Raw genomic sequence first — 24,540 nt, forward strand, 5'->3', positions numbered from 1 at the left:
CCCGGATATATCACTGAAAATGATGGCGGCCATAATGGTCGCCATTTTTTTTGTACTAATCGTAAAAATCACGGAATAGGATATTTACGATGTGTTCGAGCACTCTTATGAAATTGGATAATTTTTAGTAATTAATTATAATATAGCTTGTTAAGCATTCCTGATTGCTATTTATTTGCACCGTATCATTTAACATACACTCAATTTAAATTCTTAAAATATGTGTGGAATTGTAGCTTACGTAGGAAGCAGAGAAGCTTATCCCCTAATTCTCAAAGGTCTTAAAAGACTAGAATATCGGGGTTATGACAGCTCGGGAATTGCCTTGCTGGAAAATGCCAAATTGGATATTTATAAGAAAAAAGGCAAGGTGTCCGACCTCGAAAGTGAGCTTGCTTCCAAACATTTAACCGCCACAATCGGCATCGGGCACACGCGCTGGGCCACACACGGAGAGCCAAATGACGTAAATGCACACCCGCATTACTCCAATAACCGCCGGCTTTCCATCATTCACAACGGCATTATAGAGAATTATGCTTCGATCAAACAAAATCTGGTCACAAAAGGGCATAAGTTTCTCAGCGATACAGATACAGAAGTTCTCATTCATTTTATAGAAGACATTCAGCAGGAGACGGGCGGTTCGTTGGAATCTGCCGTGAAACACGCGCTGAAAGAAGTCGTAGGCGCTTATGCGATAGTGGTGATGTCGCTGGATCATCCGGGACAACTTATTGCTGCCAGAAAAGGGAGCCCGCTGGTAATTGGCATCGGGGAAGATGAATTTTTCTTCGCTTCCGACGCCACGCCGATCATCGAGTATACTAAAGATGTGGTTTACCTGGATGATTATGAAGTTGCTGTGATCAGTGACGGCCGGTTAAGCATTCAAAATCTGGATAACACGGAAACGATTCCTTATATCCAAAAGCTGGAAATGGAGCTTGAAACCATCGAAAAAGGTGGTTATGACCATTTCATGATCAAAGAAATTTTTGAACAGCCGCGTTCCATTGCCGACAGTATGCGCGGAAGATTGCGTGCGGACGATGCACATTTGCAATTAGGCGGGCTGGCAAATTATCTGGATAAACTGGCCGAAGCAGACCGCATTGTGATCGTAGGCTGCGGCACTTCATGGCATGCAGGTCTTGTAGCGGAATATCTTTTCGAAGAATTGGCGAGAGTGAACGTAGAGGTCGAATATGCTTCCGAATTCCGTTACCGAAACCCGGTTATCAATGAAAAGGACATTGTTATCGCCATTTCACAATCCGGTGAGACTGCGGATACATTGGCTGCCATTGAGCTGGCTAAGTCAAAAGGCGCGACGATATTCGGTGTTTGCAATGTGGTGGGTTCTTCCATTGCGCGCGCAACGCATGCAGGCGCTTACACGCACGCCGGCCCTGAAATAGGGGTGGCGAGTACAAAAGCATTTACGGCTCAGGTGACAGTGCTGACTTTGATCGCTATTGCTACTGCGAAGCGCAAAGGCACGATATCCGAAGAAACTTACCGCCAACTGCTCATTGAGCTGGAAACGATTCCGGCAAAGGTGGAAAAGGTGTTTGAGAATGCTAATAAGATCAAGGAAATCGCATTTATATTCACCTATGCACGCAACTTTATTTATCTGGGAAGAGGTTTGAATTTCCCGGTAGCACTGGAAGGCGCTCTCAAATTGAAAGAGATTTCCTATATCCACGCCGAAGGTTACCCCGCCGCAGAAATGAAGCACGGGCCTATCGCGCTCATTGATGAGGATATGCCGGTGGTTTTCCTGGCAACGAAAGATGGTTCTTACGAGAAAATCGTTTCCAACATTCAGGAAGTGAAGGCACGGAAGGGAAGGGTTATCGCCATTGTTACTGAGGGCGATACGCTTATCCCGGGCATGGTGGATTTTGTGATCGAGGTGCCCAAAGTGCACGAATTACTCACGCCTCTGGTTTCTGTAATCCCGTTGCAACTGCTTTCTTATTACATTGCCGTTATGCGCGGCAGGAATGTGGATCAGCCCCGGAATCTTGCGAAATCAGTGACAGTAGAGTAATATTTGATTATAATCTTAAAAAGCGAAGTTGTCTCAAGGGCAGTTTCGCTTTTTATTTTGCATAAACTTTTGCAGGAAATAATGTAATGTTGTTTTCGTTAAGTTTGCGCGTTCAGTTTTATAAAAGAGATCATTTCAATGTATAAAAAAATACTGCTTTTCTCTGTCATATGCATTATATCAGCCGCATGCAGTAAAAAAGAAGCCAGTTATGTCCCCAAACCCAAGGGTTTCAACAGGGTGGATCTGCCGCCGCATACTTATCAAAAACTGACGCAGGAGCATCCCTATACATTTGAATTTTCTAAATACGCAGAGGCTGTTCCTGATACATTTGCAACGGCAGGCAAGCATTGGATCTTCATCAATTATCCTCAATTCAAAGCCAACATTCAAATCACCTACAAAGACGTCGGGAATAATCCTGCACTGCTGAAAGCATATATTGACGATTCCTATAAGCTGGCCAGCAAGCACCAGATTCGCGCTTCGGCCATTCAGGAACAGCGGGTTTTAAGTAAGACCGGGAAAACGGCCATTTTGTTTAAAATCGAAGGCGACGTGCCCAGCCCTTACCAGTTTTATACTACGGACAGTACAAAACACTTCATGCGCGGCGCCATATACTTTCCCACTGCCACAAAAAACGATTCGCTGGCTCCCGTCATAGATTATTTGCAAAAGGACATGATCCAGCTTTTGAACACATTGAACTGGAGATAAAAATCTGAAAGGCTTTGTTGCTGAATGTGCAAGGCTGTATCTTTGAAGTTCGGACCTCAACAACTGAAACACTATGGCTAAAAAGCAACCCAAGAACCAGCTACTTCTCGATTTTTCGGTGCGTGGTAACCGGATCGTCCTGCATCTTGGTCAGGTGGAGAGCCAGCGGTTGGCTGATGCGCTTTTTGAGGGATTAGTGAATGGGGATTGGATGATCGAGCCTGCGGGCGCGGTTGCAGACATTTCTTATGCGCAGGACATTGTACATCAGATCGGCCATAAACTTCCATATCCTGAGGGAATTAAAATCGCCCAACTGCATAATGTTGATCCGAATTTTAAAGGATTTTCTGCAATATATCGTCAAAAAGGATGGGTGTTTGTCAATGCAGCTTCGGAGATAAATGAACGTAATTATCACATTCATTTGCTGACCGTGTCACTGGGTTTGCATACACTATATACGAATACAACCTCACTGGCAGCGCGTTCTGAGCGATTGATATTTGAAGCCTTGCTTCCTTTTGAAGAAGTAGAAAGCTTTTTCAGAAATGACATTTCAAAAATACCTGATTTCCTGGCTGCTGACATCGCCAATTTCTTCAAAGTCCCATTCCCGATGGTGCTGAAAAGAGCATTGACATTGAAAATCATTTCAGATGCGCAGTATCGCACGTTCATGACGGTTGTTCCCGTCGCCTCCTCCAAGCCGCGCGAACTTTTCGTTTCGCCGGATGGAAACATTGATGACCTGGAAGCACAGCTGTTTTCCCAGGGAATGGAAGATTAATCCTTATTTACATGCAGGTTACTCAGGTCGGGTAGGGGGCTTACCGAAGTCCAGCCGCCATCTACGACGAGGCTTTGCCCTGTAATGTGCCCGGAATGCGGGGATAGCAGGAATAAAGCAGCATTAGCAATGTCTTCACAAATCGCCGGGCGGCCCATAGGTGTGATCGCAGACCACATTTTTGGATAAGTCGGATCTTCGGCCAGTGTCCTTTCGGTCAATGTTGCGCCGGGGGCCACTGTGTTAATGGTGATGCCGTGCGGGGATAATTCCAGCACAAGATTTTTTGCCAACATTTCCAATCCTGCCTTCGTCATCGCATATGCACCCAGAAACTGGTGCGCCTGATGGCCTACAACCGAAGACATCAGCAATATTCTGCCACCGGCTTTTTGCGCACGCATTTGACGGGCTGCAGCTTGTGTAAGTAAGAAAGATCCCATCAGATTCACTTCCAGGACCTTTCTTAAATTTTCTTCCGGATAAGTAAAAAAGTCGCCGAAGAGCGTAATGCCTGCATTTGCAACCACAATAGAAAGTTTTCCAAAGCATTTAACAGCCTCTTCCACCATTCCATCGATCACCTCAACTTTGGAAGCGTCGCCTGCAAATGCAACACATTCACCTTCCATATTCCGTATTTTACTCGCAGCTTCTTTGGCGAGGTCCTCGTCAAAGTCATTCAAAATCACGCAAGCTCCTTGTGACGCGAGTTGTTTTGCTATCTCAAACCCGATTCCCTGTCCCGCTCCCGTTACGATCGCTACTTGATTATCAAATAATTGGCTGCTCATTATACATGTTAAGATTTTGAAAGGGCTCTGCTCAGTCCCGACTTAATGCGAATCTCTTGTTACTTTATCTCCCGATCCTCCAACCAGGAAATCGAGATCAGCACCTTCGTGCGCCTGCATGACGTGATTGATATGCAAATTCACATAACCCCGGTTATAGCCCATTTCCAGCGGTTTCCAGGATTTAGCGCGTTCTGCAAGCTCCTCGTCCGACACTTCCAGATTGAGTTTCCTGTTTTCAACGTCCAGCTCAATGTAGTCGCCGTCCCTGACCAATGCGAGCGTTCCGCCCACGGCCGCTTCGGGTGAAATGTGCAAAACAACCGTTCCAAATCCGGTCCCGCTCATGCGTCCATCCGAAATCCGCACCATATCGATCACCCCCTGAGCAAGCAGTTTTTTCGGTAACGACATATTTCCTACTTCCGGCATTCCGGGATAGCCTTTCGGGCCTACATTTTTAAGAACCAGAATACTGTTTTCATCCACATCCAGGTCCGGATCGTCGAGGCGTGCTTTATAATCGTCAATATCTTCAAATACGATTGCCCGTCCGCGGTGTTGCATCAGTTCCGGTTTCAGCGATGCCGAGGGTTTGATCACGGCACCATTAACGCAAAGATTACCACGCACAACAGCCAATCCGGTAAGGTCTTTAACGGGCTCTGCCAGCGTAGCGATCACTTCCGGATCGAAGCATTCGGCCGTGGCACAGTTCTCCGCCATTGTTTTCCCGTTCGCTGTGATCACATTCTGATGCAGCAACCCGAGCATTTCTTTTATTACAACCGGTAAGCCGCCTGCATAGTAAAAGTCTTCCATAAAATAGCCGCCGGAAGGCTGCAAATTAAGCAGTAGGGGCACTTTCGCGCAAAGCGCATTGAAGTCATCCAGCGAAAGATCAACACCGATCCGACCTGCAATGGCAAGAAGGTGTATGACAAAATTCGTCGAGCCGCCAATGGCCGCATTAAGCATAATAGCGTTTTCAAAAGCTTCTTTCGTCAATATCTGGGACAGGCGCAGATCCTCGTGCACCATCTGCACAATCCTGCGGCCCGACAGATGAGCAAGCACTTTTCTGCGCGAATCCGCTGCCGGGATAGCCGCATTTTCGGGCAAGGTAAGGCCCAGCGACTCCACCATACAAGCCATTGTAGAAGCTGTTCCCATTACGGCACAATGTCCGTTGCTGCGGCACATGCAAGCTTCGGAGGTCGTAAACTCTTCCTGTGAAAGTTCACCTTTGCGGTACATTTCACTGAACCGCCAGATGTCACTCGTGCCAATGCTTTTGCCCCTGTAACGACCTGTGAGCATTGGCCCGCCTGAAACGACGATTGTGGGAATGTTCACGCTGGCAGCGCCCATGACAAGTGATGGCGTGGTTTTGTCACAGCCGCAAAGCAGCACAACGCCGTCAACCGGGTTGGCGCGGATCGATTCTTCCACATCCATGCTCGCCAGGTTGCGGTAGAGCATGGCCGTGGGTTTCATCAATGTTTCGCCCAGAGACATAACGGGAAATTCAACCGGGAAGCCGCCTGCTTCCCATACGCCCCGTTTTACAGACTCTGCCAGTTCCCGAAAATGACCATTACAAGGCGTTAATTCCGAAAATGTATTGCAAATTCCGATCACCGGTCGTCCGTCGAATTCATCTGCCGGGTAACCCTGATTTTTCATCCAGGCCCTGTATATAAATCCATCCTTACCGGACTTTCCGAACCATCCGCGGCTGCGCAATTTATTTTCCTCCATTATTTCGCCCATGTTTATATTCAAATAAGTAAAGGCCGTTGGCAGTAAAATATAATTCCATTAACCCTTTAAAATAAATATTGTATCTTCGTTTTACACGTGCCCAGGGATTTCCATGATTTTGTTACGAGGTTATAAATTGTTGCTATACTTGCTCTTACCATTGGTTTCGTTACCTTCAACCGCACAATTTCAAGCCGATAACTTCATTGAAAAATTACTGAAAAAGCATCCGGAAAGATTTGCCGAGCTCCTTAAAGATCCGGATAAATACCAGATCCAGATCCTTTACACAAAGATTGACAGAAACCGCAAAAACGAGCCGCATTTCACCACCCACCGCTATCAGGTTGATAATTCAAAATACTTTTATCCGGCGAGCACCGTCAAGCTTCCGGCTGTTGCGCTGGCTTTTGAAAAGCTGAATAAACTGGGCATTGATAAGGATACGCCCATGTTGACAGGAGCAGAGCGACCCGAGCAGATTGCTGTAAAATCAGATTCAACTTCTGAAAATAAATTACCATCTGTTGCACATTATGCCAAGAAAATCCTCCTGGTAAGCGACAATGATGCATTTAACCGGCTGTACGAGTTTATCGGACAGGAGGAGTTCAACGATTCTTTGCATAAAAAGGGCTTCACCAATGTAAGGATCACGCACCGGCTGGATTCACCCATAGGCCCTGAAAACAACAGATATACCAATCCGATCCGGTTCGAAAAGGATGGCAAGGTGGTTTTTGAGCAGCCGGCGAAATATGCGGCAAAAGAACTGAAATCGCCGACGCCAATTCTGATAGGGAAGGGTTACATGAAGGACAATGTGCTGGTGAATGAGCCTTTTGACTTTTCAGCAAAAAACTACTTTGCATTGGAAGATCAGCATCGGTTATTGAAAACCCTATTCTTCCCGGAGCAAGTGCCCGCCAGCCAGCGGTTTAATCTTACTCCCGATGATTACCGTTTTATGTATCAGTATATGTCCCAATTCCCGGTTGAAACAAGCTTTCCGGAACATTATACGGACGATTACTACGACGGTTATGCGAAATTTCTGCTGTTTGGGGCGACTAAAACGCGGTTACCAAGGCATATCCGGCTTTTTAATAAGGTAGGTGATGCGTATGGCTTCCTGCTGGATAATGCCTATATCGCAGATTTTGAGAAGGGAATTGAATTTATGCTGACTGCCGTTATCTATTGCAACGAAGACCAGGTCTTCAATGACGATAAGTATGATTACGACACGGTTGGGTTTCCCTTTATGACCAATCTTGGTAAGACTATTTTTGAGTATGAGGTAAACCGGAAAAGGGCTAACAGGCCCGATCTGAGCCGGTTTGAAGTTGAATACGACAAATAAAGCTAAGAAACTTTCCACTTCATTTTGGGAGCGATCTGGCAGATGTACAGATTGGTCAAATGTCCTACGATCAGCAATCCCGAGCCAATGTAACCCAGCCAGGTGAATACAGGATGCGCTGCTTCGAAAATCAACGATACTGAAAATAACGCCAATGCTCCCCATAAGATCGTTCTTACAGCAATTGATTTATGGTTTTTCGTTGCGTAAAAGACGGCAACGCCGTTAATCAGAATAAAAAGATAATCAAGGGAAACCAATCCGGCGTGGTGGTGATGCGAAGACATCGTGGTGCCGAATGCCAGTGCAGGCATCAGCAGGCAATGCACGATGCACAACACAGAACCCAGGATTCCGATATAATCTGCTTTGCTATGTGAGTGTTCTGCTTTCATGCTATATACAATAATGTTGCAAAAATAAACCTATCTGGCATCACTTGCAACAGAGTTGCACAATTATTTTTGTGATCAGTCGGTTCTTCATTTTTTGCACTACCCAAATCCCTTTTGAAATTGTTACACTTAGAACTTAACTTTGATGGGAAAGGTTTTATAAAAAGTATTCCCGGTATGGAGTACCCGGTATGGAATTCCCGGTATGGAATAAACCGTAACAGAATTCCAAAAATCAATTATTGGAAACAATGGATCAGTTAAGAGAAACATTGAAAGGGCATCATCTGCGGACGACAACATGCCGTGAAGATGTGCTTTCGACATTTATAAGTAAGAAAAATGCGTTGTCCCATGGAGATCTGGAAGGGGCGCTTGGCGAAAACTATGATCGGGTGACCATTTACCGAACATTGAAAACCTTTCTTGAAAAAGGCATCATTCATAAGGTGCTGGACGATGAGGGATTGCGCTATGCATTATGCTCGCACAATTGCTCGGAGGAAAAACATCACCACGACCATATCCACTTTAAATGCAGTGAATGTGGAGAAACCAATTGTCTTGAGAATCTACACATTCCTGCCGTTCAGCTGCCAAAGGGTTATCACCCCGAAAATTTCAACTTGTTGATCCAGGGAGTTTGCCCGAAGTGCGGTTAATTACTGCACTTTCAGGTTAAAATCAAGATTTACATCGTCGCTTCCAGGTCCTGGCGTGCCATTCTTAGTGTCCGGCTGGTGACGCAGCTGAACCTTCAACTTTCCTAATCCTGCGGCTGTAGTTACTGCTTTTCCGGTTAGCCCGATTGGGAAATTATTCTCATCCTTATCACCATAAGTATAAGTAAGCAATGCGGATGGTGAAGGCGTGTACACAAATAAATGCTCGTCCGACTCCTCAGCAACTTCCTCCGTAATGTTATCCGCAGGCGTTTTGCTTTCGTCCAGTAACTCAATGGCCACCGTATACGTTTTGTTAGGTTTTAATGCGATGGTATCGAATTGAGTTGGAGCATTCCCACCGTCCCCATCTGCATCTTTATACGAAAATGATTGAACATTGGTCGTTCCATCTTCTGTAAATTTCAATGTCACAGAAGTGATCAATTCGTTTTCGTCGTCGATCTGGACATCATCGCCGGCATCTTTGCATTGGGTAAAGGAAACGGTTGCAGCCAAAAGCAACATCCAGGAAAATTTACGGTTCATTTTCATAGGTAAAGTATTTATGTAATTGAGTAAAAAGGCAATCTCACGCACCAAACTTCCATTTCAGGCGCAACGATGCATTGCGGCCCATGTCATCCGCGTAGTATCTGAACCGATTCAGATAGTCGCGGTAAGCCACATTGAAGAGATTTTGAACAGACAATCCGACTTCGAGCTGCTGTTTTTCGGAAATATTGAATGTCGTTCCCATTTGTACATTCCATAGCGAGTAGGCCTTGGGAGGCGCCAGAAAGTCACTAGCCGGCGGCACACGCTTCTGCTGTGCTACAAATAAATTTCCAACTGAAAAATAGGCTTTGTGCCATTTTGCATCTTCCGGCAGTTCATATTTGATCTGATTATCGATCCTGTTTGCAGGAATTAATACCAGATAATTGTCGTTCCGCCGGTCGTAAACACGCAGATAGCTCAACTTGCTCGAAACGCTGGTGTATTTCATAAACTCCCAGGTCGCCGAAAGGTCTACGCCTTTAAAACTGGCGTCTGTTTGGGTGTATTTAAAATATGGAAAGGCGCCGCGAACTGTCAAAATGGGTTCGGCTTGTGGTTTCAGATAAATAAAATCAGAGATAATGTTGTAGTAACCGCCGATTTCAGCTGTAAACTTCGGGCTGGCATATTTTACGCTGGCAATGCTATTAAGCGCCTTTTCTGCCTTTAATGTAGCATCGCCTTTCTCAAAAGCAGCCGCGCCATGATGCACGCCGTCGCTGAACAGTTCACTTACATTAGGCGCACGCCATGCCGTTCCAAAATTCAGTCTTGCCGAGAATTTTTCAGAGAAATTTCGGGTTGCTCCCAATGTTCCCGAGAAATTGGCAAATGTGAAATCCTGCGATACTTTTTCACGGTTCACGATCCGGAAAGACGTCAGCGAGCGATAATCGTAACGCGCGCCCGCTTCCAGTTCCCAGCCATTGGTCACATATCGCTCCATCCAGAAAAACCCAATGTTGAACTGATTGAAATTAGGGATCAGCGGCCTGCCATCCATCAGGTTAAACTGATATAATGTGCTGATTCCGAGCTGCCCGGCAAGTTTTCCGGCAATAGGCTTATGATCCCAGACTACATCATTGGTTAATGTGGTCAGTTTAAATGTTAGTTCGGGATGGTTCAGGGCTGCTATGGAGTCATTTCTTGGACGGTGCAGATCAAATTCGTTCCTATCGTTCAATTGCCGCGCAATGGTCCATTGAAATCGGTTGCCATTTTGAAAATGATAATGTGTCTCCGCCTTCATGAGCTCGTGGCTCACATTCTGGTTAGGCCGGCCAATGTTGTAACTGAAACCCGATTTTACAAAGGGCTCGCCGTTTTCAATCACATTCAGTAAATCCGTAACGCTGCCAATGTGGGAGCCGGAAAATATCCCGATTTTCGTATCAAAACGGCTGTAAAACACGTCAATTCCCAAGCCCTTGTTGCGGTAACCCGCTGCCAATGAGAAGTTTTTCTCGCTGATGCCCGTATTATCCAAGAAATAATCAGACGTTCTAATGTTCCCGCCTCTTTTAATAGTTCCCTGCGCCCGCCATCCAAAGCCTTTGAAGCCCTTGATACTGCCTTGCAATGTTCCTGATAAAACGCCTTGACGGCCATTGGTAAAACCGACTGCATTCACTTCACCGCTCAATGCTTTATCGAAAGGAAGCTCTTCCGGTTCCACGAGAATTACGCCGCCGATCGCATCCGAGCCGTAACGCACGCCCGCAGCGCCTTTTACAACCGATAAGCGGGTCGCTATGAAAGGGTCAATTTCGGGTGCGTGCTCGGAACCCCATTGCTGGCCTTCCTGCCGCACACCATTGTTCATGATCAGGATCCTGTTGCTATGGAGGCCGTGAATGACAGGTTTTGATATCGAAGAGCCCGTTTGCAGGGATGTAACGCCGGTCATTCCTTTCAAACTTTCTGCCAGATTTTGCCCGCGCGTTTTGTCAAGATCGGCTCCTGTAATGGTCGATAACGGTTGCGAGCTTGGCGCATCGGTCCTGTGTGCCGTGATCTCAACATCCTTTAAATGCACTTCCTGTTCCAGCAAATTGAAGTTTTCTTCATGACCAGCAGTTAAATCCAGCTTTTCACGGAAAGGATTGTAACCAATGATCCTGCATTCCAATGTATAAGCGCCAGGGCAGAGATTCCGCAGCTCGTAACGCCCGTTTTCATCTGTAAAAACACCGCTGTTTTGTCCAACCACCAAAACCGTCGCACCAACGATCGGCTGCCCGGTGTGCTGATCCTTCACCACTCCCTTTACAAAACAAGCGCAATCCGTGGTTTGGGCATGTGCAATGAAGGAGGTAAAAAAGAGAAGGAGACTAATGGCAATCCGTTTCATTGTCAGCACTTTATGCCTTAAAAGAGAAGTTTGCGTAACATTAAACTGTTACAATGTTGCAAAAATATGCGTTTTGCAACTGCGTTGCAAATAAAAGCTTTAACAATTTTCTGATTTTAACGGCGATTTAATAGCTGAAACGTAAATTTGCGTCACATTTTATGCCCTGTTGCTTTGTCTGATCTCCTTCTTGCCAAAATATTGCTTATGCCTCCCCTGATTGCGGGCGTTACACTTGCCGTCAGAAAATGGGGTGAAGGCTTAGGCGGCTGGATCGGCGGATTTCCATGGGTTGCCGGGCCAATTTCCTTTTTTATCGCGTTGGAACACGGCCCGTTATTCGCTGCTTCCACGATCACTTCGGCATTGCTGGGCTCGGTTGGGACCATATTGTTCGCATTGGTTTACTCCGTCCTCTCGTCCCGGCTTTCATGGTTGCCTACCGTTATGATCAGTTACGTGGTTTTCTTCATCGTGGCGATCTTATCATTGGGAAGCACCATATCATTGGTATCAGCCGTGATTTTGAATCTCGTTGTGCTAACGGCAGTTTTGTATTTTTTTCCAAAACCAAAAGGAAAAGGGGAGGTGAGGAAGCAGCCGGTTTACGACATTCCGCTGCGTATGCTCGTTGCGACGTTTTTTGTGGTGGTACTAACTCAGGCCGCGGATTATCTTGGGCCCACCTGGAGCGGGATCTTGACTCCTTTCCCGATCATGACCTCCACATTGGCCGTTTTTACACATTCGCAGCAAGGATCTGACGCTGCCGTGCGGATTCTTTACGGATTGCTTTTGGCAGGTTATGGGTTTGTAGCATTCCTCGTGGGTGTGGCAATGCTGGTGCCGCAAATGTCCGTTGGCGCGGCCTATGGAATTTTAACCGTAGGCACAATGGTGATCAATGGGATTACAATCAAGCTGATTCGCTGAGGAAGCGAATCAGCCCGAATGCTTATTCTAAACTCTTTCCAGTTTCACCGGATACGTTTTCTTGGCGTTCCACTGGCAAACATAAATATTCTCATCCTGGTCTACGCACACGTCGTGGCAATGCATGAAGATGGGTTTTTCCTGCAACATTAATTGTAATTCGCCCTTTTGATAAACTGGTGCTGTTCCGCCGGGATTGGAAATAACCTTGTTGTTTTTATCAATAATAGTCACAAAACCTGAGTTTGGTGTCTGGTTTAAATAACGCAGCCTTGACCAGCAGACGCCGGCAAAAAGGGTGTCACCGTGAAATACGGGACGACAAACGAATGCGCCGGGCAGGAACAATGTGCTCAGGTATTTTCCGTCTAATGTAAATCTTTTGAAAGCATTGTGCGCGCGGGAGGTGATGAGCAATGTTGGGTTCGCTTTGTCACGGTAATCGATCGCTATGCCGTGGGCTGTTGAAAACTGCGCGTCGCCGTCTCCCGATCCACCAAATTTATCAATGAATTCACCTTTCTGATTGTATCTTAAAATCCACTGCGAGCCGTAACCGTCTGCAACATAAATCGTTCCGTCGGGCCCGATGGCTGTTTCTGTGGGTTTGAATGGATCGGCTTCTTTATAGGCGCCAACTTTTGAGGGGTGTTCAATGGTCAGCAGTATTTTTCCTTTTAAATCTGTTTTGAAGACCTTACCCAGGTTGGGATCGCTGATAAACAGGAACTCTTCGCCGTTTGCATTCCATAACGTGAGGCCATGTCCGCCTGGAAATTCGTGTCCCCAGGTTTCCAGCAATTTGCCCGATCTGTCGTAAATAAGAATGTTGTTTTTGACCTCATCCCCAACCATAATCAGCCTGCCTTTGCTGTCCTGCACCATTTCGTGGCAATTGTTAACCGGAAACTTGGCAGCATCCAGATTGCCCCAGCTTTGGTGCACTTTGTATTTATAGGATCCGTGGCCGATCACTTCCCCATCCACTTTTGGCTTGGCATGAAGAATATAGAACGGTTTGAATGTAATGGCAGCGGCAGTTAATGCTGTTAATTTGGCAAAATCACGGCGGGTATGTTGTTCAGGCATAACGATTGTTTTCTATGCAAAAGGCGAATGCAAGGAAATCTTACTATTTCACCTTTTTTACATAAAATCAACTCGCAGAATAACGTTTGCCGTAACGGTTCAGCCAATCCATGAGGCGGTTTACATCCTGCATCTTAAACAGTTCGCTTCCGGAGTTCATCGTGGCCGCGGTTCCGCAGGCAACGCCCATTCTCACAGCTTCCCGCACGGATTTCCCCTGTGATAATGTCCATATAATACCCGCAAGCATGCTATCGCCCGCGCCGACTGTACTTTTGGGTTCCACGGGAGGAGCCGGGATATGTTCCACCTGATCTTCCGTAACGAGCATTGCGCCCATTGCGCCCATTGAAACGACAACAATTTCACATTGACCGCGGATGATCAATGCCCTGGCAGCGTCGTCCACCTCGTCCAGTTCCAGTTTTTCAACGCCTACCAGCTCACTTAGCTCGTCAATGTTTGGTTTTAATAAATAAATGCCTGCTTCTGTCGCATAACGAAGGGCATCGCCAGATGTATCAGCGATAAATTTGGCGCCCTGCTGATTGGCGATCTTGGCAATTTGTCCGTAAAAGTCCGCCGGAACGCCGGGAGGCAGGCTTCCGCTGGCGATAATGTAGGATGGTTTTGGATCCAGTTCTTCCAATGTTTCCAAAATAGACCGCACTTCGGTAGGCATCATTTCCGTTCCCGGCATCCCGAAACGATATTGAAATCCCGTGCTCGTTTCCAGCACATGGAAGTTTTCCCTGGTCCATTGCTTGGTTTCGATCACCATTGTTTCCACGCCTTCCGCTTTCACCAGCTTGTGCAAACGCTGGCCTGTTGGCCCGCCTATCGTAAAAATGGCGATGGGGTTCCCGCCCAACCTATGCACCGCTTTGGCCACATTGATACCGCCGCCGCCCGCTTCAAAGTTTGGGGCGTCGCAGCGCAGTTTATTGTCAGGCACAATGCGTGAGACATTTGAGCTTTTATCAAGGGCTGGATTAATTGTAAGCGTTACAATGGGGCCGGTTGCCATATATTTCTATTGCGTAAGTTAAAAACCAACAAGTCCGAAAGAACTTATTAAACGAATTTACGCGAATAAAAGCAAAAAAGCGATCTGTGGTACAGCCTGCATAATTTCTTCACACAAGTATGACCAGATAACGCCTAGAATTGGCCATCCGTAATTTCCCAGCCACCATCCACGGTGAAGATTTGCCCGGTCGTAAAGCGCGCATAATCAGACATAAAGTAAACCGAAGCGCCATCCAGGTCGCCTGCCAAGCCATAGCGGCCGCCATCGAGGGGTTGTTTGCTTCTGATGTATCGGTCTGAGGCTTCCGAGCTGTTCTCAACGCCCTCAATGATGCCGGGCGTTAATACATTCACGCGGATATTTTTGGAGGCATAGGAAGCTGCGATGGATTTCGAAAAACCAATGACGGCTGATTTCGCTGTGGCGTAAGCATGATTGGCAAAATGCTGTGAAGCCGGAGCATGTGCCAGCACGGAGCTCATATTAAGAATGCTGCCACCTTTGTTCATGCCCATAAATGTGCGGATCGCAGCCTGGTTTGAGAGCATGAGCGAAGTTAAATTAAGGTCCAGTGTCTTATTCCAGCCTTCGAGCGAGAGTTCGTGCAAAGGGCCGTCGCCAAATTTTTCACCACTTCCGCCGGCAACGTGGTATAAGCCATCAAAACTGCCGAATTCCCGGATACAAAGCTGAATGGCGTCCAATGCGGTTTGCGGATGAGTGGCGTCGCCTTGCTTGGCGCGGGCGGTGTTGCCCAGGTGCAGCTCGGCCACGAGACAGTTCTCCGGGTTGCGGCCTACGACCACCACATTAGCACCATTTCTCACAAAAGCCTTAGCAGCAGAAAAGCCCAGCCCTGTTGTTCCTCCAATAATTACAATAGACTTATTTGCTAACCAATTTTCCATTTCAGAATTTAATTTTAATGCAAAATAGGACTATTGCCATAAAAAGTAAAACGCTCTGAATTCCGATGAGGAAAGCAGAGCGTTTTCAATATTGTCAATCGCTTGTTTAGGCCACAGAGCGAAGTAATGACATGGAAGATTTCTCGAACTTGTCTTTTGCGTAATCCAGCGAAAGCGTGAATTCTTTCACATCTTTTTGGGAAGGCAGATCAAACATCGCGTCCGTCATGATCGACTCGCATATCGCGCGGAGACCACGTGCTCCCAGTTTGTAAGTCATAGCCTGGTCAACGATAAAGTCCAGCACTTCGTCTTCAACATGAAGTGTAATGCCCTCCATGGAGAATAATTTTGCATATTGTTTTACCAATGCATTTTTAGGCTCTGTTAAAATCCTGCGCAATGTTTCGCGATCCAATGGATTTAAATGCGTCAACACCGGCAGACGGCCGATCAATTCAGGAATCAGACCGAATGATTTAAGGTCCATAGCAGTCACATAACGCATCAGATTTCCTTTATCGAAGATCTCGATAATGCGGTTATCTCCTGAAAAGCCGATCGGGCGCGTATTAATGCGTTTTCCAATGTGCCTTTCAATGCCATCGAATGCGCCGCCGCAAATGAACAGGATGTTTTCCGTGTTCAAAGTGATCATTTTCTGGTCGGGGTGCTTGCGTCCGCCTTGTGGTGGAACATTCACAGATGAGCCTTCCAGTAATTTCAAAAGGGCCTGCTGAACGCCTTCGCCGCTGACATCCCGTGTAATAGAAGGATTATCCGATTTGCGCGCGATTTTATCGATTTCATCAATATAAACAATCCCACGCTCGGCAGCTTCCACATTGTAATCAGCCGCTTGCAGCAGTCTGGTCAAAATTGTTTCAACATCTTCACCAACATAACCCGCTTCTGTAACAACGGTTGCATCCGCCACGCAGAAAGGAACTTGGAGAATGCGTGCGATGGATTTGGCCAGATAGGTTTTCCCGGTTCCCGTTTCGCCTACCATTATAATGTTCGACTTTTCGATCACAACATCATCTTCGGAAGTCGGCTGGTTGAGGCGCTTGTAATGATTGTAAACGGCAACTGCCAATGAGCGTTTTGCTTCGTCCTGGCCAATCACATATTGTTCGAGGAAATGCTTAATTTCTTGCGGGGGAATGGGTTTCAGCTTGGGTAACTTGGTCTTTTTTTCCTTTTTATCTTCTTTGGATCCCAACTCCTCTGTTATTACCTGATGTCCCTGCGCGATGCAGTGATTACATATATGTGCATCGATTCCGGAAAGTAATAAATCTACTTCGTTTTTCTTACGTCCGCAGAACGAACAACTAACTTGTGCCATTGATTTCGCTGTATTTTAAATAATTGCAGGTTTGTCGCCAACTTGAACTTGCTGTGTGATTACAAACCAGGAGCCACATTAACAAGAAGACTGAAATTAATGTTTCAAAAAATCTTACCGATGTTGACCTGTGTAGAGACAATATTACAAATTTCCGGTTTTTTGTCGGGGTTACCAAATCGGCCCCGGCCCTTATAATAAGAACCGCCCGGACAGGGGACCTATCCGGGCGGTTAAAGAAAAAGCATTCAGACCTTATTTGTCTCTTGTCAAAACTTCGTCAATCAGGCCGTAATCCTTTGCTTCCAAAGCTTTTAGCCACTTATCGCGATCGGAATCGATAGCGATTTGCTCAGGTGTCTGACCTGTGTGGTTTGCCAGGATTTCGTACAACTCGTGACGCAGTTTAACAATTTCACGCGTGGTGATTTCAATGTCAACCGACGTTCCCTGCGCACCGCCTGATGGCTGGTGAATCATTACACGGGCGTGTGGAAGTGCGGATCTTTTTCCTGCCGCGCCGCCTGCCAGAAGCACTGCACCCATAGAAGCTGCAAGGCTCGTACAAACCGTTGCCACATCCGGACGCACATATTGCATCGTGTCATAAATTCCCAAACCTGCATACACAGAACCGCCCGGGCTGTTGATATACATTAAAATATCTTTTTTCGCATCAGCCGATTCAAGGAACAAAAGCTGGGCAACGATAATGTTGGCAATGTTGTCATCAACACCGGTTCCCATAAAAATAATGCGGTCGGCCATCAGGCGCGAGAAAACATCTACTTCACGGAAGTTCATCGGACGCTCTTCAATGACTGAACGCGTCATATTTTCAACTGTGTGGTTTACGTAGCCGTCAACTGTAAGACCATTCATCCCAAGGTGGTGAACGGCGTATTTTCTAAATTCATTTCCGTGGTTCATCGATCAATTTAAATTTTAATTGAAGTAATATTAAAGGGCAAATAAGTAAAAGAACAAAAAGCGCTATCTGTTAGTTTCTGTTAATAATCCGGCCTCTTTATTCTTTGGATTTCACAAAATTGATTATTTCATTGAATAATCCTTGTCTATTCAAGCGATAAATTATCGAAAATTGCGAGAGTCAGCGAAGAAGGTCTTTATTACATTGCATAACAAATGATAAATCGGCATGAAAAACGCGGTGGCTATGAATGTTACATCAAACTTGTCTGAAAAAATTCGCCTGATCCGGCTGCAAAAAGGGCTTTCTCAGGAAAATATGGCTGATATGCTCGGCCTTTCCACAACGGCATACGGCGATCTGGAGCGTGGCCGGACTGAGCTTTCTGTTTCCAGAGTCGAAAACATTGCCAAACTGCTCGACGTTCCGCTCCCGGAATTATTGGGCTTCGACGGCTTAACTATGTCAGAAACGGAGTGGCTACGTCAGGAAAATACACGGTTACTCTCGGAAAACCGCCGAATGCAGAACGAGCTCGATCAATGGAAGATGAAATTCAAGCAATGGTTCGGCGATGGGATCATTCGGCATATTGGTGAAGAACGCGAACGCATTGGTTTTAAATAAAAACACCGTTCATGCAAATGCAATGAACGGTGAAAAAAAAATATTATCAGAACTGGTTACGCGGCTACTTCTTCGCCTTTCGCCAGTTTTTCAAATTCGCTTACTTCAATGGTCTGCTCGTCCGTAGAAACCTGGCTGCGGATGATCTCCATTACTTTGTTGTCAAAAACCTGATTGAAAACCTGTGTGTAGTTGTCACGCTCTTTATCAGCAAGGTAACCCTGAGCCACGCGGTCAATGGTTTCTTTCATGTTGTCATCGTCTCCGTAGATTCCAAACTGTCCTTTTACCATATTGCGGGTAAATTCAAGGATTTCAGGATATTCCACTTTAACACTTTCTTTGTCAGCCACTTTATTTTTGATCAAGCTCAATTTCAATGATTTTTTAAAATCTTCGAATTGCTCTTCGATCTGCTCGCGGGTGAATTTGCCTTCGTTGGTGCGCTCCAGCCAGTCTTTCAAGAAATCGCCCGGAAGTTCGATGGCAATGCTGTCCAGCAAAGCATTCTCGATATCGCGACGAAGCAATGCTTCTGTTTCGCGCTCGTAGTTTCCTTTGATGATTTCCAGAAGCTTTTCGTTGAACTGCTCTTCGTTTTCAACCTGGCCTGGTCCCAGAACTTTGTCAAAAAGATCCTGGTTCAGTTCCGATGCTGCTGAACGCGTTACATCTTCAACAACCAATGTATAGTCGCCGGAAAGCGTCGCTACATCTTCTTTTTTCTTGCCGGTAACGTGTGCAATCGCTGCTTCGTCGGCAAATGTATTTTGAATGTCGAAAACGACTTCGTCACCCTTCTTAACACCGATGAACTTCGCCAGTGCATCTGCTTTCACTTGTTTGGTAGGGATCGCAGTGCGGGTTGTGAATTCGGAAGATTCCTGTTTCAGCTCTCCGAAGATCATATCACCTTCTTCGCTCACTTCCGGATGAATGTTTTCTGCAAAGCGCTCACGCAGGTTTTCGATTGTTTTAGACAATTCTGTATCGTCAACATTAATCGTGTAACGTTTTACTGCTGGAAGCTCTGAGAAGTTGATTTCGAAATCCGTAGCAACACCCAGGTCATAGATGAATTCCAGCTCGCTTGGGCTGTCCCAATTAACTTCGGCAGCTTTTTCGCGGTTGGGAACAGGGTCGCCAACAACCTGCAATTTATTTTCTCTGATATAGCTGCTTACGGCAGTGCTCAAGAGGTTGTTCACCTCGTCAACCAGAATGCTTTTACCATACATGCGCTGAATCACATGGGATGGCACTTTGCCAGGACGAAAGCCTTTCAGGTTAACCTTTTTTGAGTAATCCTTGATCGTCTTATCAATTTTAGGCTGATAATCGTCTTTCGTCAACGTTACTTTAAGAGAGGCTAATGTCGGCGAATTTTGTTCTAATACAACTTCCATGTGTCGCTTATGCTATGGGTAAAACTTTTAGATTAAATAGAAAAGAAAAACAAAAATGCCCTCAAAACTAAGTCCTGAGGGCATTTGACGGGTTTTACTTCGGAGCAGCTCATTTTTCTTATCGAGATAGGAATCCTGACGCCCCGTCATTCCCTTGTTAATCGTACGGGCGGAGGGAATCGAACCCCCACGCCTTGCGGCACTAGATCCTAAGTCTAGCACGTCTACCAGTTCCGCCACGCCCGCTCACTTATTTTCCCGTTTTCGACACCTTTTGTCGAATTGGGAGTGCAAAGGTATTCTTATTTTTTAGATAGATGCAAACTTTTTTGAAAATTTTATCTTTGGGTAAAATTAAATTGAAAAATGTCGCCGGAATTTGTTATTTTGGTGAAGCATACCAATTAAAATATAGCAGTGGAGCAACTCGTTGAACCCCTCACCATTGATCTGGAACAGGAGCGGAAGGATATTCTCAAAAAATACCGGAGGTTATTACGAACAGCCAAGCCCTTCTTAAAGGATAATGATGCCAAACTAATCAAAAAAGCCTTTTACACTTCCGTGGACGCGCATAAGGACATGCGTCGCCGCTCGGGAGAACCCTATATTTACCACCCGCTTGCCGTTGCCCAGATCGTAGTTGAAGAGATCGGATTGGGTACGACGGGCATTGTGGCCGCCTTGCTGCACGATGTAGTGGAGGATACGGATATGCGTATCGAAGACATTGAGCGGCTTTTTGGCAAAAAAGTAGCAAAAATCATCGACGGACTAACCAAAATTTCCGGAAGGTTCGAATATGGCAGCTCCCAACAAGCTGAAAACTTCCGGAAAATGCTGCTCACATTGTCTGACGATGTGCGCGTAATTCTCGTGAAACTTGCCGACAGGCTGCATAACATGCGGACGCTGGATAGCATGCCGCGCGACAAACAGCTGAAAATTGCTTCCGAAACCATTTTCATTTACGCACCCCTGGCGCACCGGCTTGGACTTTACAGCATTAAGTCGGAGCTGGAAGAGCTTTACCTGAAATATACCGAACCCCAGGAATACCGTGCTATTGCCAGGAAACTGAGAGAAACCAAAGGCATCCGTGACCGGTTCATCTCGAAGTTTATGGAGCCGATTGCGCAGGATCTGGAATCTGCGGGATTAAATTTTATCCTGAAAGGCCGCCCCAAATCGATTTATTCGATTTGGAACAAAATGAAAAAGCAGAACAAGCCTTTTGAAGAAATTTATGATCTTTTTGCCATTCGCATTGTTCTGGAATCTTCGGCGGAGAATGACAGGGAAAAAGCGATTTGCTGGCAGGCGTATTCCATTGTTACCGACCATTATAAGCCCAACCCGGATCGTCTGAAAGACTTTTTGAGTACGCCGCGTGCCAATGGTTATCAGTCGCTCCACTCGACGGTGATGAGCAAAAGCGGACAGTGGGTGGAAGTGCAGATCCGGACTTCGCGGATGGACGAAATTGCGGAAAAAGGATATGCGGCGCACTGGAAATACAAGGGCAATGATACCAAAGTCCGCGGTAACATTGAGCAATGGATCACCCAGGTGAGGGAGACATTGGAGAATGGTTTTGGGGATAAAACCGCTGCTATTGAGTTCCTGGATGAGTTCAGGAGCAATTTATTCAATGAAGAGGTTTTTGTTTTTACACCAAAAGGAGAACTTAAAGTGCTGCAAAGCGGTGCCACGGCGCTGGATTTTGCATTTGATATACACTCGGAAGTAGGCGTGCATTGCATGGCCGCGAAAGTAGGAGGGATCCTCGTTCCGATTAGTTATGTGCTTAATAATGGGGATCAGATCGAAATTATTACATCCAGCAAACAGAAACCGAATGAGGACTGGCTGCGGATCGTAGTAACTTCGAAAGCGAGGGCCAGGATCAAGGATTTTCTGAAAGAAGACAACCGCCGTTATGAAACAGACGGGCGGCAGATGGTCGAGAAAAAGCTGAAAATCCTCGGAATGGAGCTTACGGCTGAGGTGGTGAACCAATTGAGAGCATTTTTTGAATGTAAAACGACAAGTGATTTCTTCTACCGGATCGGGAAAGGATACATTCATCTGGATGAATTAAAGCGGTTTAAAAGAGATAAGGAAGCAAAAGAGCGCAAAGCAACGGACAGCAATCCGGCGGCTCCCTCACCGGCAACAAATGCGGGCGACGGCAAAACGCTTACCAAATTTCTCAAACACATTCATGGCGACCGCGCAGACAGCGACACGCTCCTGATCGGCGACGACATGGATAAAATCGATTACAAACTTGCCATATGCTGCAATCCGATCGCCGGAGATGACGTTTTTGGTTTTGTAACGATTAACGAAGGCATCAAGATTCACAGGACGACCTGCCCGAATGCCGCGGAACTGATGTCCAAGCACGGAAACCGCATCATTAAGGCCAAGTGGGAATCGGGTAAGGATGAAGCGTTCCTGGCAGGTCTATATCTGTCCGGAACCGACCGCGTGGGCTTGGTTAACGACGTAACCAGGATCATTTCCAACGAGCTGCACATTAACATGAGAGGCCTGACCATTGACACAAAGGATGGCGTTTTTAATGGGGATATTAAGCTTTATGTGCAGGATACCAAGCACTTGGACATTCTGATCGGGAAGTTAGAGCAGGTGGAGGGTGTGTACAATGTGCAGCGTTTTGACACCAACCTGAACGGCAAATAGCCGCAAGGAACCATTCACATACTAAGGTGTTATAAAACTGGATGGTCAGAACTAAGACTGTGAAAGTGACTGTGATTTAAGTAAAAAAGCGTATTTTCGCGCAAGAATATCAGAGATATGCCACAAGCCAGCAAACCGAATTTTGAAGCCGCAAAGAAAATCTTAACGGCTTACCTGGAAAATAAAGGACTGCGCAAAACGCCTGAGCGTTTTGCGATCCTGGAAGAGATCTACACCAGGGAAGATCACTTCGATGTAGACGAGCTTTACATCAGCATGAAAAACAAGCGTTACCGGGTGAGCCGCGCGACTGTTTACAATACATTGGATGTTCTCGTGGATTGTGACCTGGTTACCAAGCATCAGTTCGGTAAAAATCTGGCGCAGTTTGAAAAATCTTATGGTAACAAGCAGCACGATCACCTGATCTGCACGGATTGCCATAAAGTGATGGAATTCTGCGACCCGCGCATTCAGTCGATCCAGAATATGGTGGGTGAAATGCTGAATTTCAGTGTGATGCATCACTCACTTATTTTTTACGGCAACTGCACCAAAGAAAACTGCCAGAACCGGAACGAGGTTCGGGAAACTTCTGCGGTTTACGAAGACAGATAATAAAACATTGGGCCGGGCAGCATTCGTTTGCCTGGCCAACCTTACACCATATTAGTTTCAGTAATCATAAATTGAATGAAAGTTGACGTATTACTTGGTCTTCAATGGGGAGACGAGGGAAAAGGTAAGATTGTGGACGTTCTCGCGCCACGTTATCAGGTTGTAGCCCGTTTTCAGGGAGGACCTAATGCGGGACACACCTTGGAGTTTGACGGGATCAAGCACGTTTTGCACCAAATTCCATCGGGCATTTTCCGCAGCGATATCCAGAACATTATCGGGAACGGCGTTGTTTTGGACCCGATCGTCTTCAAAAGAGAAATTGAAAATCTTGGAAAATACAATCTTGACCTGATCAGTAATCTTTTTGTTTCTAAAAAAGCATCGATTATTGTTCCTACCCATTCGCTGCTTGACGCTGCTTATGAGCGCTCGAAAGGTGATTCCAAGATCGGTTCAACATTGAGAGGAATTGGTCCTGCTTATCAGGATAAGGTGGCAAGATTGGGCCTTCGCGTAGGCGATGTGCTTTCTCCAAACTTTGCTGATAAATATAAAAGGCTGGTTGACGCACATAAAACCATCCTTGATTTTTATGCATTCGATTACTCAGAAGTGCTTCCAAAATCGGAAGAGAACTTCTTCGGTGCGATCGAATTCATGAAGCAATTCACGCTGGTTGATAGCGAATATGTTGTCAATGAAGCATTAGCAGCTTCGAAAACTGTTTTGGCAGAAGGCGCACAAGGATCATTGCTGGATATCGATTTCGGTTCTTATCCTTTTGTAACAAGCTCTACTACAATGACGGCTGGTGCCTGCACAGGTTTGGGTATCGCGCCGAGCCAGGTAGGAGAGGTTTTCGGGATTTTCAAAGCTTACTGCACACGCGTGGGAAGCGGCCCATTCCCAACAGAATTATTAGAAGAAACAGGTGAAAAAATGCGTCAGGAAGGCCGCGAATTCGGCGCCACAACCGGACGCCCACGCCGCTGCGGCTGGCTTGATTTGCCTGCATTGAAATATGCGATCATGATCAACGGCGTTACGCAATTGATTATGATGAAAGTGGATGTGTTAACTATTTTTGACAACATCCGCGTCTGCACCAACTACCGCCTGCCAGACGGCACATTAACCGATCATTTGCCATACGACCTGTGTGACGAAACGGTGGAGCCGGTTTACAAAGATTTCAAAGGATGGCAGCAGTCATTAGACGGAATCCACGATTTCGATGCCATTCCAGAGGAGTTGCTGGCTTATGTGAAGTTTTTGGAAGAAGAGTTGAAGCTGCCGATTACCTTTATCTCGACCGGGCCGGATAGAGAGGCGTTGATTAGCAGAGAAGCCTCGGCGTTGTCGGTTTAGAATAAGAGTTGCTAGCTTGTCAGCTTGAATACAGCCCTGTCAGCCTGAGCGGAGCCGAAGGGGGGCAGAGGTGAGAAGAGACCGCCCCACGAACCCGCCCCCC

21 protein-coding genes and 1 tRNA gene are annotated in these 24,540 nt (G+C 46.2%); 10 read left to right on the top strand and 12 right to left on the bottom strand.

Features of this window, described 5'->3' with window-relative positions:
* Positions 1–220: 220 nt before the first annotated feature.
* The 3 genes from glmS to L0660_RS02030 all read left to right on the top strand — a co-directional run bounded on the left by glmS (position 221) and on the right by L0660_RS02030 (position 3,572).
* A complete protein-coding gene (glmS, locus tag L0660_RS02020) occupies positions 221–2,059 on the top strand; it encodes a glutamine--fructose-6-phosphate transaminase (isomerizing) (protein ID WP_235157333.1) in 1,839 nt (612 codons plus the stop codon).
* Between the two features lie 138 nt (positions 2,060–2,197).
* On the top strand, positions 2,198–2,782 hold the full coding sequence (gene gldD / locus L0660_RS02025; protein ID WP_235157337.1) for a gliding motility lipoprotein GldD: 585 nt from the start codon (positions 2,198–2,200) through the stop codon (positions 2,780–2,782).
* A gap of 73 nt (positions 2,783–2,855) precedes the next feature.
* Complete coding sequence (locus L0660_RS02030; RefSeq protein ID WP_233795316.1) at positions 2,856–3,572, top strand: hypothetical protein; 717 nt, start codon at positions 2,856–2,858, stop codon at positions 3,570–3,572.
* Here L0660_RS02030 and L0660_RS02035 read toward each other — a convergent pair.
* Positions 3,569–4,366, bottom strand: a complete 798-nt coding sequence (locus L0660_RS02035; RefSeq protein ID WP_235157338.1) for an SDR family NAD(P)-dependent oxidoreductase — start codon at positions 4,364–4,366, stop codon at positions 3,569–3,571. The genes L0660_RS02030 and L0660_RS02035 overlap by 4 nt on opposite strands.
* A 42-nt stretch (positions 4,367–4,408) precedes the next feature.
* On the bottom strand, positions 4,409–6,127 hold the full coding sequence (locus L0660_RS02040) for an IlvD/Edd family dehydratase (protein WP_235157341.1): 1,719 nt from the start codon (positions 6,125–6,127) through the stop codon (positions 4,409–4,411).
* Between the two features lie 151 nt (positions 6,128–6,278).
* Between L0660_RS02040 and L0660_RS02045 the strand changes: the two genes are divergently transcribed.
* Positions 6,279–7,493: a serine hydrolase gene (locus tag L0660_RS02045; RefSeq protein ID WP_235157343.1), complete on the top strand. Its 1,215-nt coding sequence runs from the start codon at positions 6,279–6,281 to the stop codon at positions 7,491–7,493.
* A 2-nt stretch (positions 7,494–7,495) separates the two neighbouring features.
* Here L0660_RS02045 and L0660_RS02050 read toward each other — a convergent pair whose 3' ends face one another.
* Positions 7,496–7,888: a MerC domain-containing protein gene (locus tag L0660_RS02050; protein WP_235157345.1), complete on the bottom strand. Its 393-nt coding sequence runs from the start codon at positions 7,886–7,888 to the stop codon at positions 7,496–7,498.
* 251 nt (positions 7,889–8,139) lie between these two features.
* Between L0660_RS02050 and L0660_RS02055 the strand changes: the two genes are divergently transcribed.
* Positions 8,140–8,550, top strand: coding sequence for a Fur family transcriptional regulator (locus tag L0660_RS02055; RefSeq protein ID WP_026630564.1), 411 nt, complete (start codon positions 8,140–8,142; stop codon positions 8,548–8,550).
* Here the strand turns inward: L0660_RS02055 and L0660_RS02060 are convergent, their stop codons facing one another.
* A complete protein-coding gene (locus L0660_RS02060) occupies positions 8,551–9,099 on the bottom strand; it encodes a hypothetical protein (RefSeq protein ID WP_235157347.1) in 549 nt (182 codons plus the stop codon).
* A gap of 43 nt (positions 9,100–9,142) precedes the next feature.
* Entirely contained in the window at positions 9,143–11,464 is a 2,322-nt protein-coding gene (locus L0660_RS02065; protein ID WP_235157350.1) for a TonB-dependent receptor, read from the bottom strand.
* Positions 11,465–11,671: 207 nt separating this feature from the next.
* Between L0660_RS02065 and L0660_RS02070 the strand changes: the two genes are divergently transcribed.
* Complete coding sequence (locus L0660_RS02070; RefSeq protein WP_235157352.1) at positions 11,672–12,397, top strand: hypothetical protein; 726 nt, start codon at positions 11,672–11,674, stop codon at positions 12,395–12,397.
* 27 nt (positions 12,398–12,424) lie between these two features.
* On the opposite strand, the gene L0660_RS02075 is transcribed toward L0660_RS02070, so the two are convergent.
* The 5 genes from L0660_RS02075 to L0660_RS02095 form a co-directional block, all read right to left on the bottom strand.
* A complete protein-coding gene (locus L0660_RS02075) occupies positions 12,425–13,486 on the bottom strand; it encodes a 6-bladed beta-propeller (RefSeq protein ID WP_235157355.1) in 1,062 nt (353 codons plus the stop codon).
* 67 nt (positions 13,487–13,553) lie between these two features.
* On the bottom strand, positions 13,554–14,513 hold the full coding sequence (locus tag L0660_RS02080; RefSeq protein ID WP_233795327.1) for a 1-phosphofructokinase family hexose kinase: 960 nt from the start codon (positions 14,511–14,513) through the stop codon (positions 13,554–13,556).
* Between the two features lie 134 nt (positions 14,514–14,647).
* Positions 14,648–15,424, bottom strand: a complete 777-nt coding sequence (locus L0660_RS02085; RefSeq protein WP_235157357.1) for an SDR family NAD(P)-dependent oxidoreductase — start codon at positions 15,422–15,424, stop codon at positions 14,648–14,650.
* A 106-nt stretch (positions 15,425–15,530) separates the two neighbouring features.
* A complete protein-coding gene (gene clpX / locus L0660_RS02090) occupies positions 15,531–16,775 on the bottom strand; it encodes an ATP-dependent Clp protease ATP-binding subunit ClpX (protein WP_233795329.1) in 1,245 nt (414 codons plus the stop codon).
* A gap of 255 nt (positions 16,776–17,030) precedes the next feature.
* Positions 17,031–17,705 (bottom strand): ClpP family protease, encoded by a 675-nt coding sequence (locus tag L0660_RS02095; RefSeq protein WP_026630572.1) that lies wholly within the window; start codon positions 17,703–17,705, stop codon positions 17,031–17,033.
* Between the two features lie 247 nt (positions 17,706–17,952).
* On the opposite strand from L0660_RS02095, the gene L0660_RS02100 reads away from it, so the two are divergent.
* On the top strand, positions 17,953–18,333 hold the full coding sequence (locus L0660_RS02100; RefSeq protein ID WP_026630573.1) for a helix-turn-helix domain-containing protein: 381 nt from the start codon (positions 17,953–17,955) through the stop codon (positions 18,331–18,333).
* Positions 18,334–18,389: 56 nt separating this feature from the next.
* Here the strand turns inward: L0660_RS02100 and tig are convergent, their stop codons facing one another.
* Both tig and L0660_RS02110 read right to left on the bottom strand, forming a co-directional pair.
* On the bottom strand, positions 18,390–19,739 hold the full coding sequence (gene tig / locus L0660_RS02105) for a trigger factor (protein WP_235157363.1): 1,350 nt from the start codon (positions 19,737–19,739) through the stop codon (positions 18,390–18,392).
* Positions 19,740–19,903: 164 nt separating this feature from the next.
* Positions 19,904–19,985: transfer RNA gene (locus L0660_RS02110), tRNA-Leu, on the bottom strand.
* Positions 19,986–20,156: 171 nt separating this feature from the next.
* On the opposite strand from L0660_RS02110, the gene L0660_RS02115 reads away from it, so the two are divergent.
* The 3 genes from L0660_RS02115 (at position 20,157) to L0660_RS02125 (ending at position 24,437) form a co-directional block, all read left to right on the top strand.
* Complete coding sequence (locus L0660_RS02115) at positions 20,157–22,448, top strand: bifunctional (p)ppGpp synthetase/guanosine-3',5'-bis(diphosphate) 3'-pyrophosphohydrolase (protein ID WP_233795332.1); 2,292 nt, start codon at positions 20,157–20,159, stop codon at positions 22,446–22,448.
* 117 nt (positions 22,449–22,565) lie between these two features.
* On the top strand, positions 22,566–23,066 hold the full coding sequence (locus tag L0660_RS02120) for a Fur family transcriptional regulator (protein WP_026630576.1): 501 nt from the start codon (positions 22,566–22,568) through the stop codon (positions 23,064–23,066).
* A 75-nt stretch (positions 23,067–23,141) separates the two neighbouring features.
* On the top strand, positions 23,142–24,437 hold the full coding sequence (locus tag L0660_RS02125; RefSeq protein WP_235157364.1) for an adenylosuccinate synthase: 1,296 nt from the start codon (positions 23,142–23,144) through the stop codon (positions 24,435–24,437).
* Positions 24,438–24,540 lie beyond the last annotated feature (103 nt).

It is taken from the genome of Dyadobacter sp. CY351, assembly GCF_021502625.1.
GTDB classification, from domain to species: domain Bacteria; phylum Bacteroidota; class Bacteroidia; order Cytophagales; family Spirosomataceae; genus Dyadobacter; species Dyadobacter chenhuakuii.

What these genes read in the sequence shown, in the direction of transcription:
- glmS (WP_235157333.1), top strand. Translation starts at nt 221, where the DNA reads ATGTGTGGAATTGTAGCTTACGTAGGAAGCAGAGAAGCTTATCCCCTA.
- gldD (WP_235157337.1), top strand. Translation starts at nt 2,198, where the DNA reads ATGTATAAAAAAATACTGCTTTTCTCTGTCATATGCATTATATCAGCC.
- L0660_RS02030 (WP_233795316.1), top strand. Translation starts at nt 2,856, where the DNA reads ATGGCTAAAAAGCAACCCAAGAACCAGCTACTTCTCGATTTTTCGGTG.
- L0660_RS02035 (WP_235157338.1), bottom strand. Translation starts at nt 4,366, where the DNA reads ATGAGCAGCCAATTATTTGATAATCAAGTAGCGATCGTAACGGGAGCG.
- L0660_RS02040 (WP_235157341.1), bottom strand. Translation starts at nt 6,127, where the DNA reads ATGGAGGAAAATAAATTGCGCAGCCGCGGATGGTTCGGAAAGTCCGGT.
- L0660_RS02050 (WP_235157345.1), bottom strand. Translation starts at nt 7,888, where the DNA reads ATGAAAGCAGAACACTCACATAGCAAAGCAGATTATATCGGAATCCTG.
- L0660_RS02055 (WP_026630564.1), top strand. Translation starts at nt 8,140, where the DNA reads ATGGATCAGTTAAGAGAAACATTGAAAGGGCATCATCTGCGGACGACA.
- L0660_RS02060 (WP_235157347.1), bottom strand. Translation starts at nt 9,099, where the DNA reads ATGAACCGTAAATTTTCCTGGATGTTGCTTTTGGCTGCAACCGTTTCC.
- L0660_RS02065 (WP_235157350.1), bottom strand. Translation starts at nt 11,464, where the DNA reads ATGAAACGGATTGCCATTAGTCTCCTTCTCTTTTTTACCTCCTTCATT.
- L0660_RS02070 (WP_235157352.1), top strand. Translation starts at nt 11,672, where the DNA reads ATGCCTCCCCTGATTGCGGGCGTTACACTTGCCGTCAGAAAATGGGGT.
- L0660_RS02075 (WP_235157355.1), bottom strand. Translation starts at nt 13,486, where the DNA reads ATGCCTGAACAACATACCCGCCGTGATTTTGCCAAATTAACAGCATTA.
- L0660_RS02080 (WP_233795327.1), bottom strand. Translation starts at nt 14,513, where the DNA reads ATGGCAACCGGCCCCATTGTAACGCTTACAATTAATCCAGCCCTTGAT.
- L0660_RS02085 (WP_235157357.1), bottom strand. Translation starts at nt 15,424, where the DNA reads ATGGAAAATTGGTTAGCAAATAAGTCTATTGTAATTATTGGAGGAACA.
- clpX (WP_233795329.1), bottom strand. Translation starts at nt 16,775, where the DNA reads ATGGCACAAGTTAGTTGTTCGTTCTGCGGACGTAAGAAAAACGAAGTA.
- L0660_RS02095 (WP_026630572.1), bottom strand. Translation starts at nt 17,705, where the DNA reads ATGAACCACGGAAATGAATTTAGAAAATACGCCGTTCACCACCTTGGG.
- L0660_RS02100 (WP_026630573.1), top strand. Translation starts at nt 17,953, where the DNA reads ATGAATGTTACATCAAACTTGTCTGAAAAAATTCGCCTGATCCGGCTG.
- tig (WP_235157363.1), bottom strand. Translation starts at nt 19,739, where the DNA reads ATGGAAGTTGTATTAGAACAAAATTCGCCGACATTAGCCTCTCTTAAA.
- L0660_RS02120 (WP_026630576.1), top strand. Translation starts at nt 22,566, where the DNA reads ATGCCACAAGCCAGCAAACCGAATTTTGAAGCCGCAAAGAAAATCTTA.
- L0660_RS02125 (WP_235157364.1), top strand. Translation starts at nt 23,142, where the DNA reads ATGAAAGTTGACGTATTACTTGGTCTTCAATGGGGAGACGAGGGAAAA.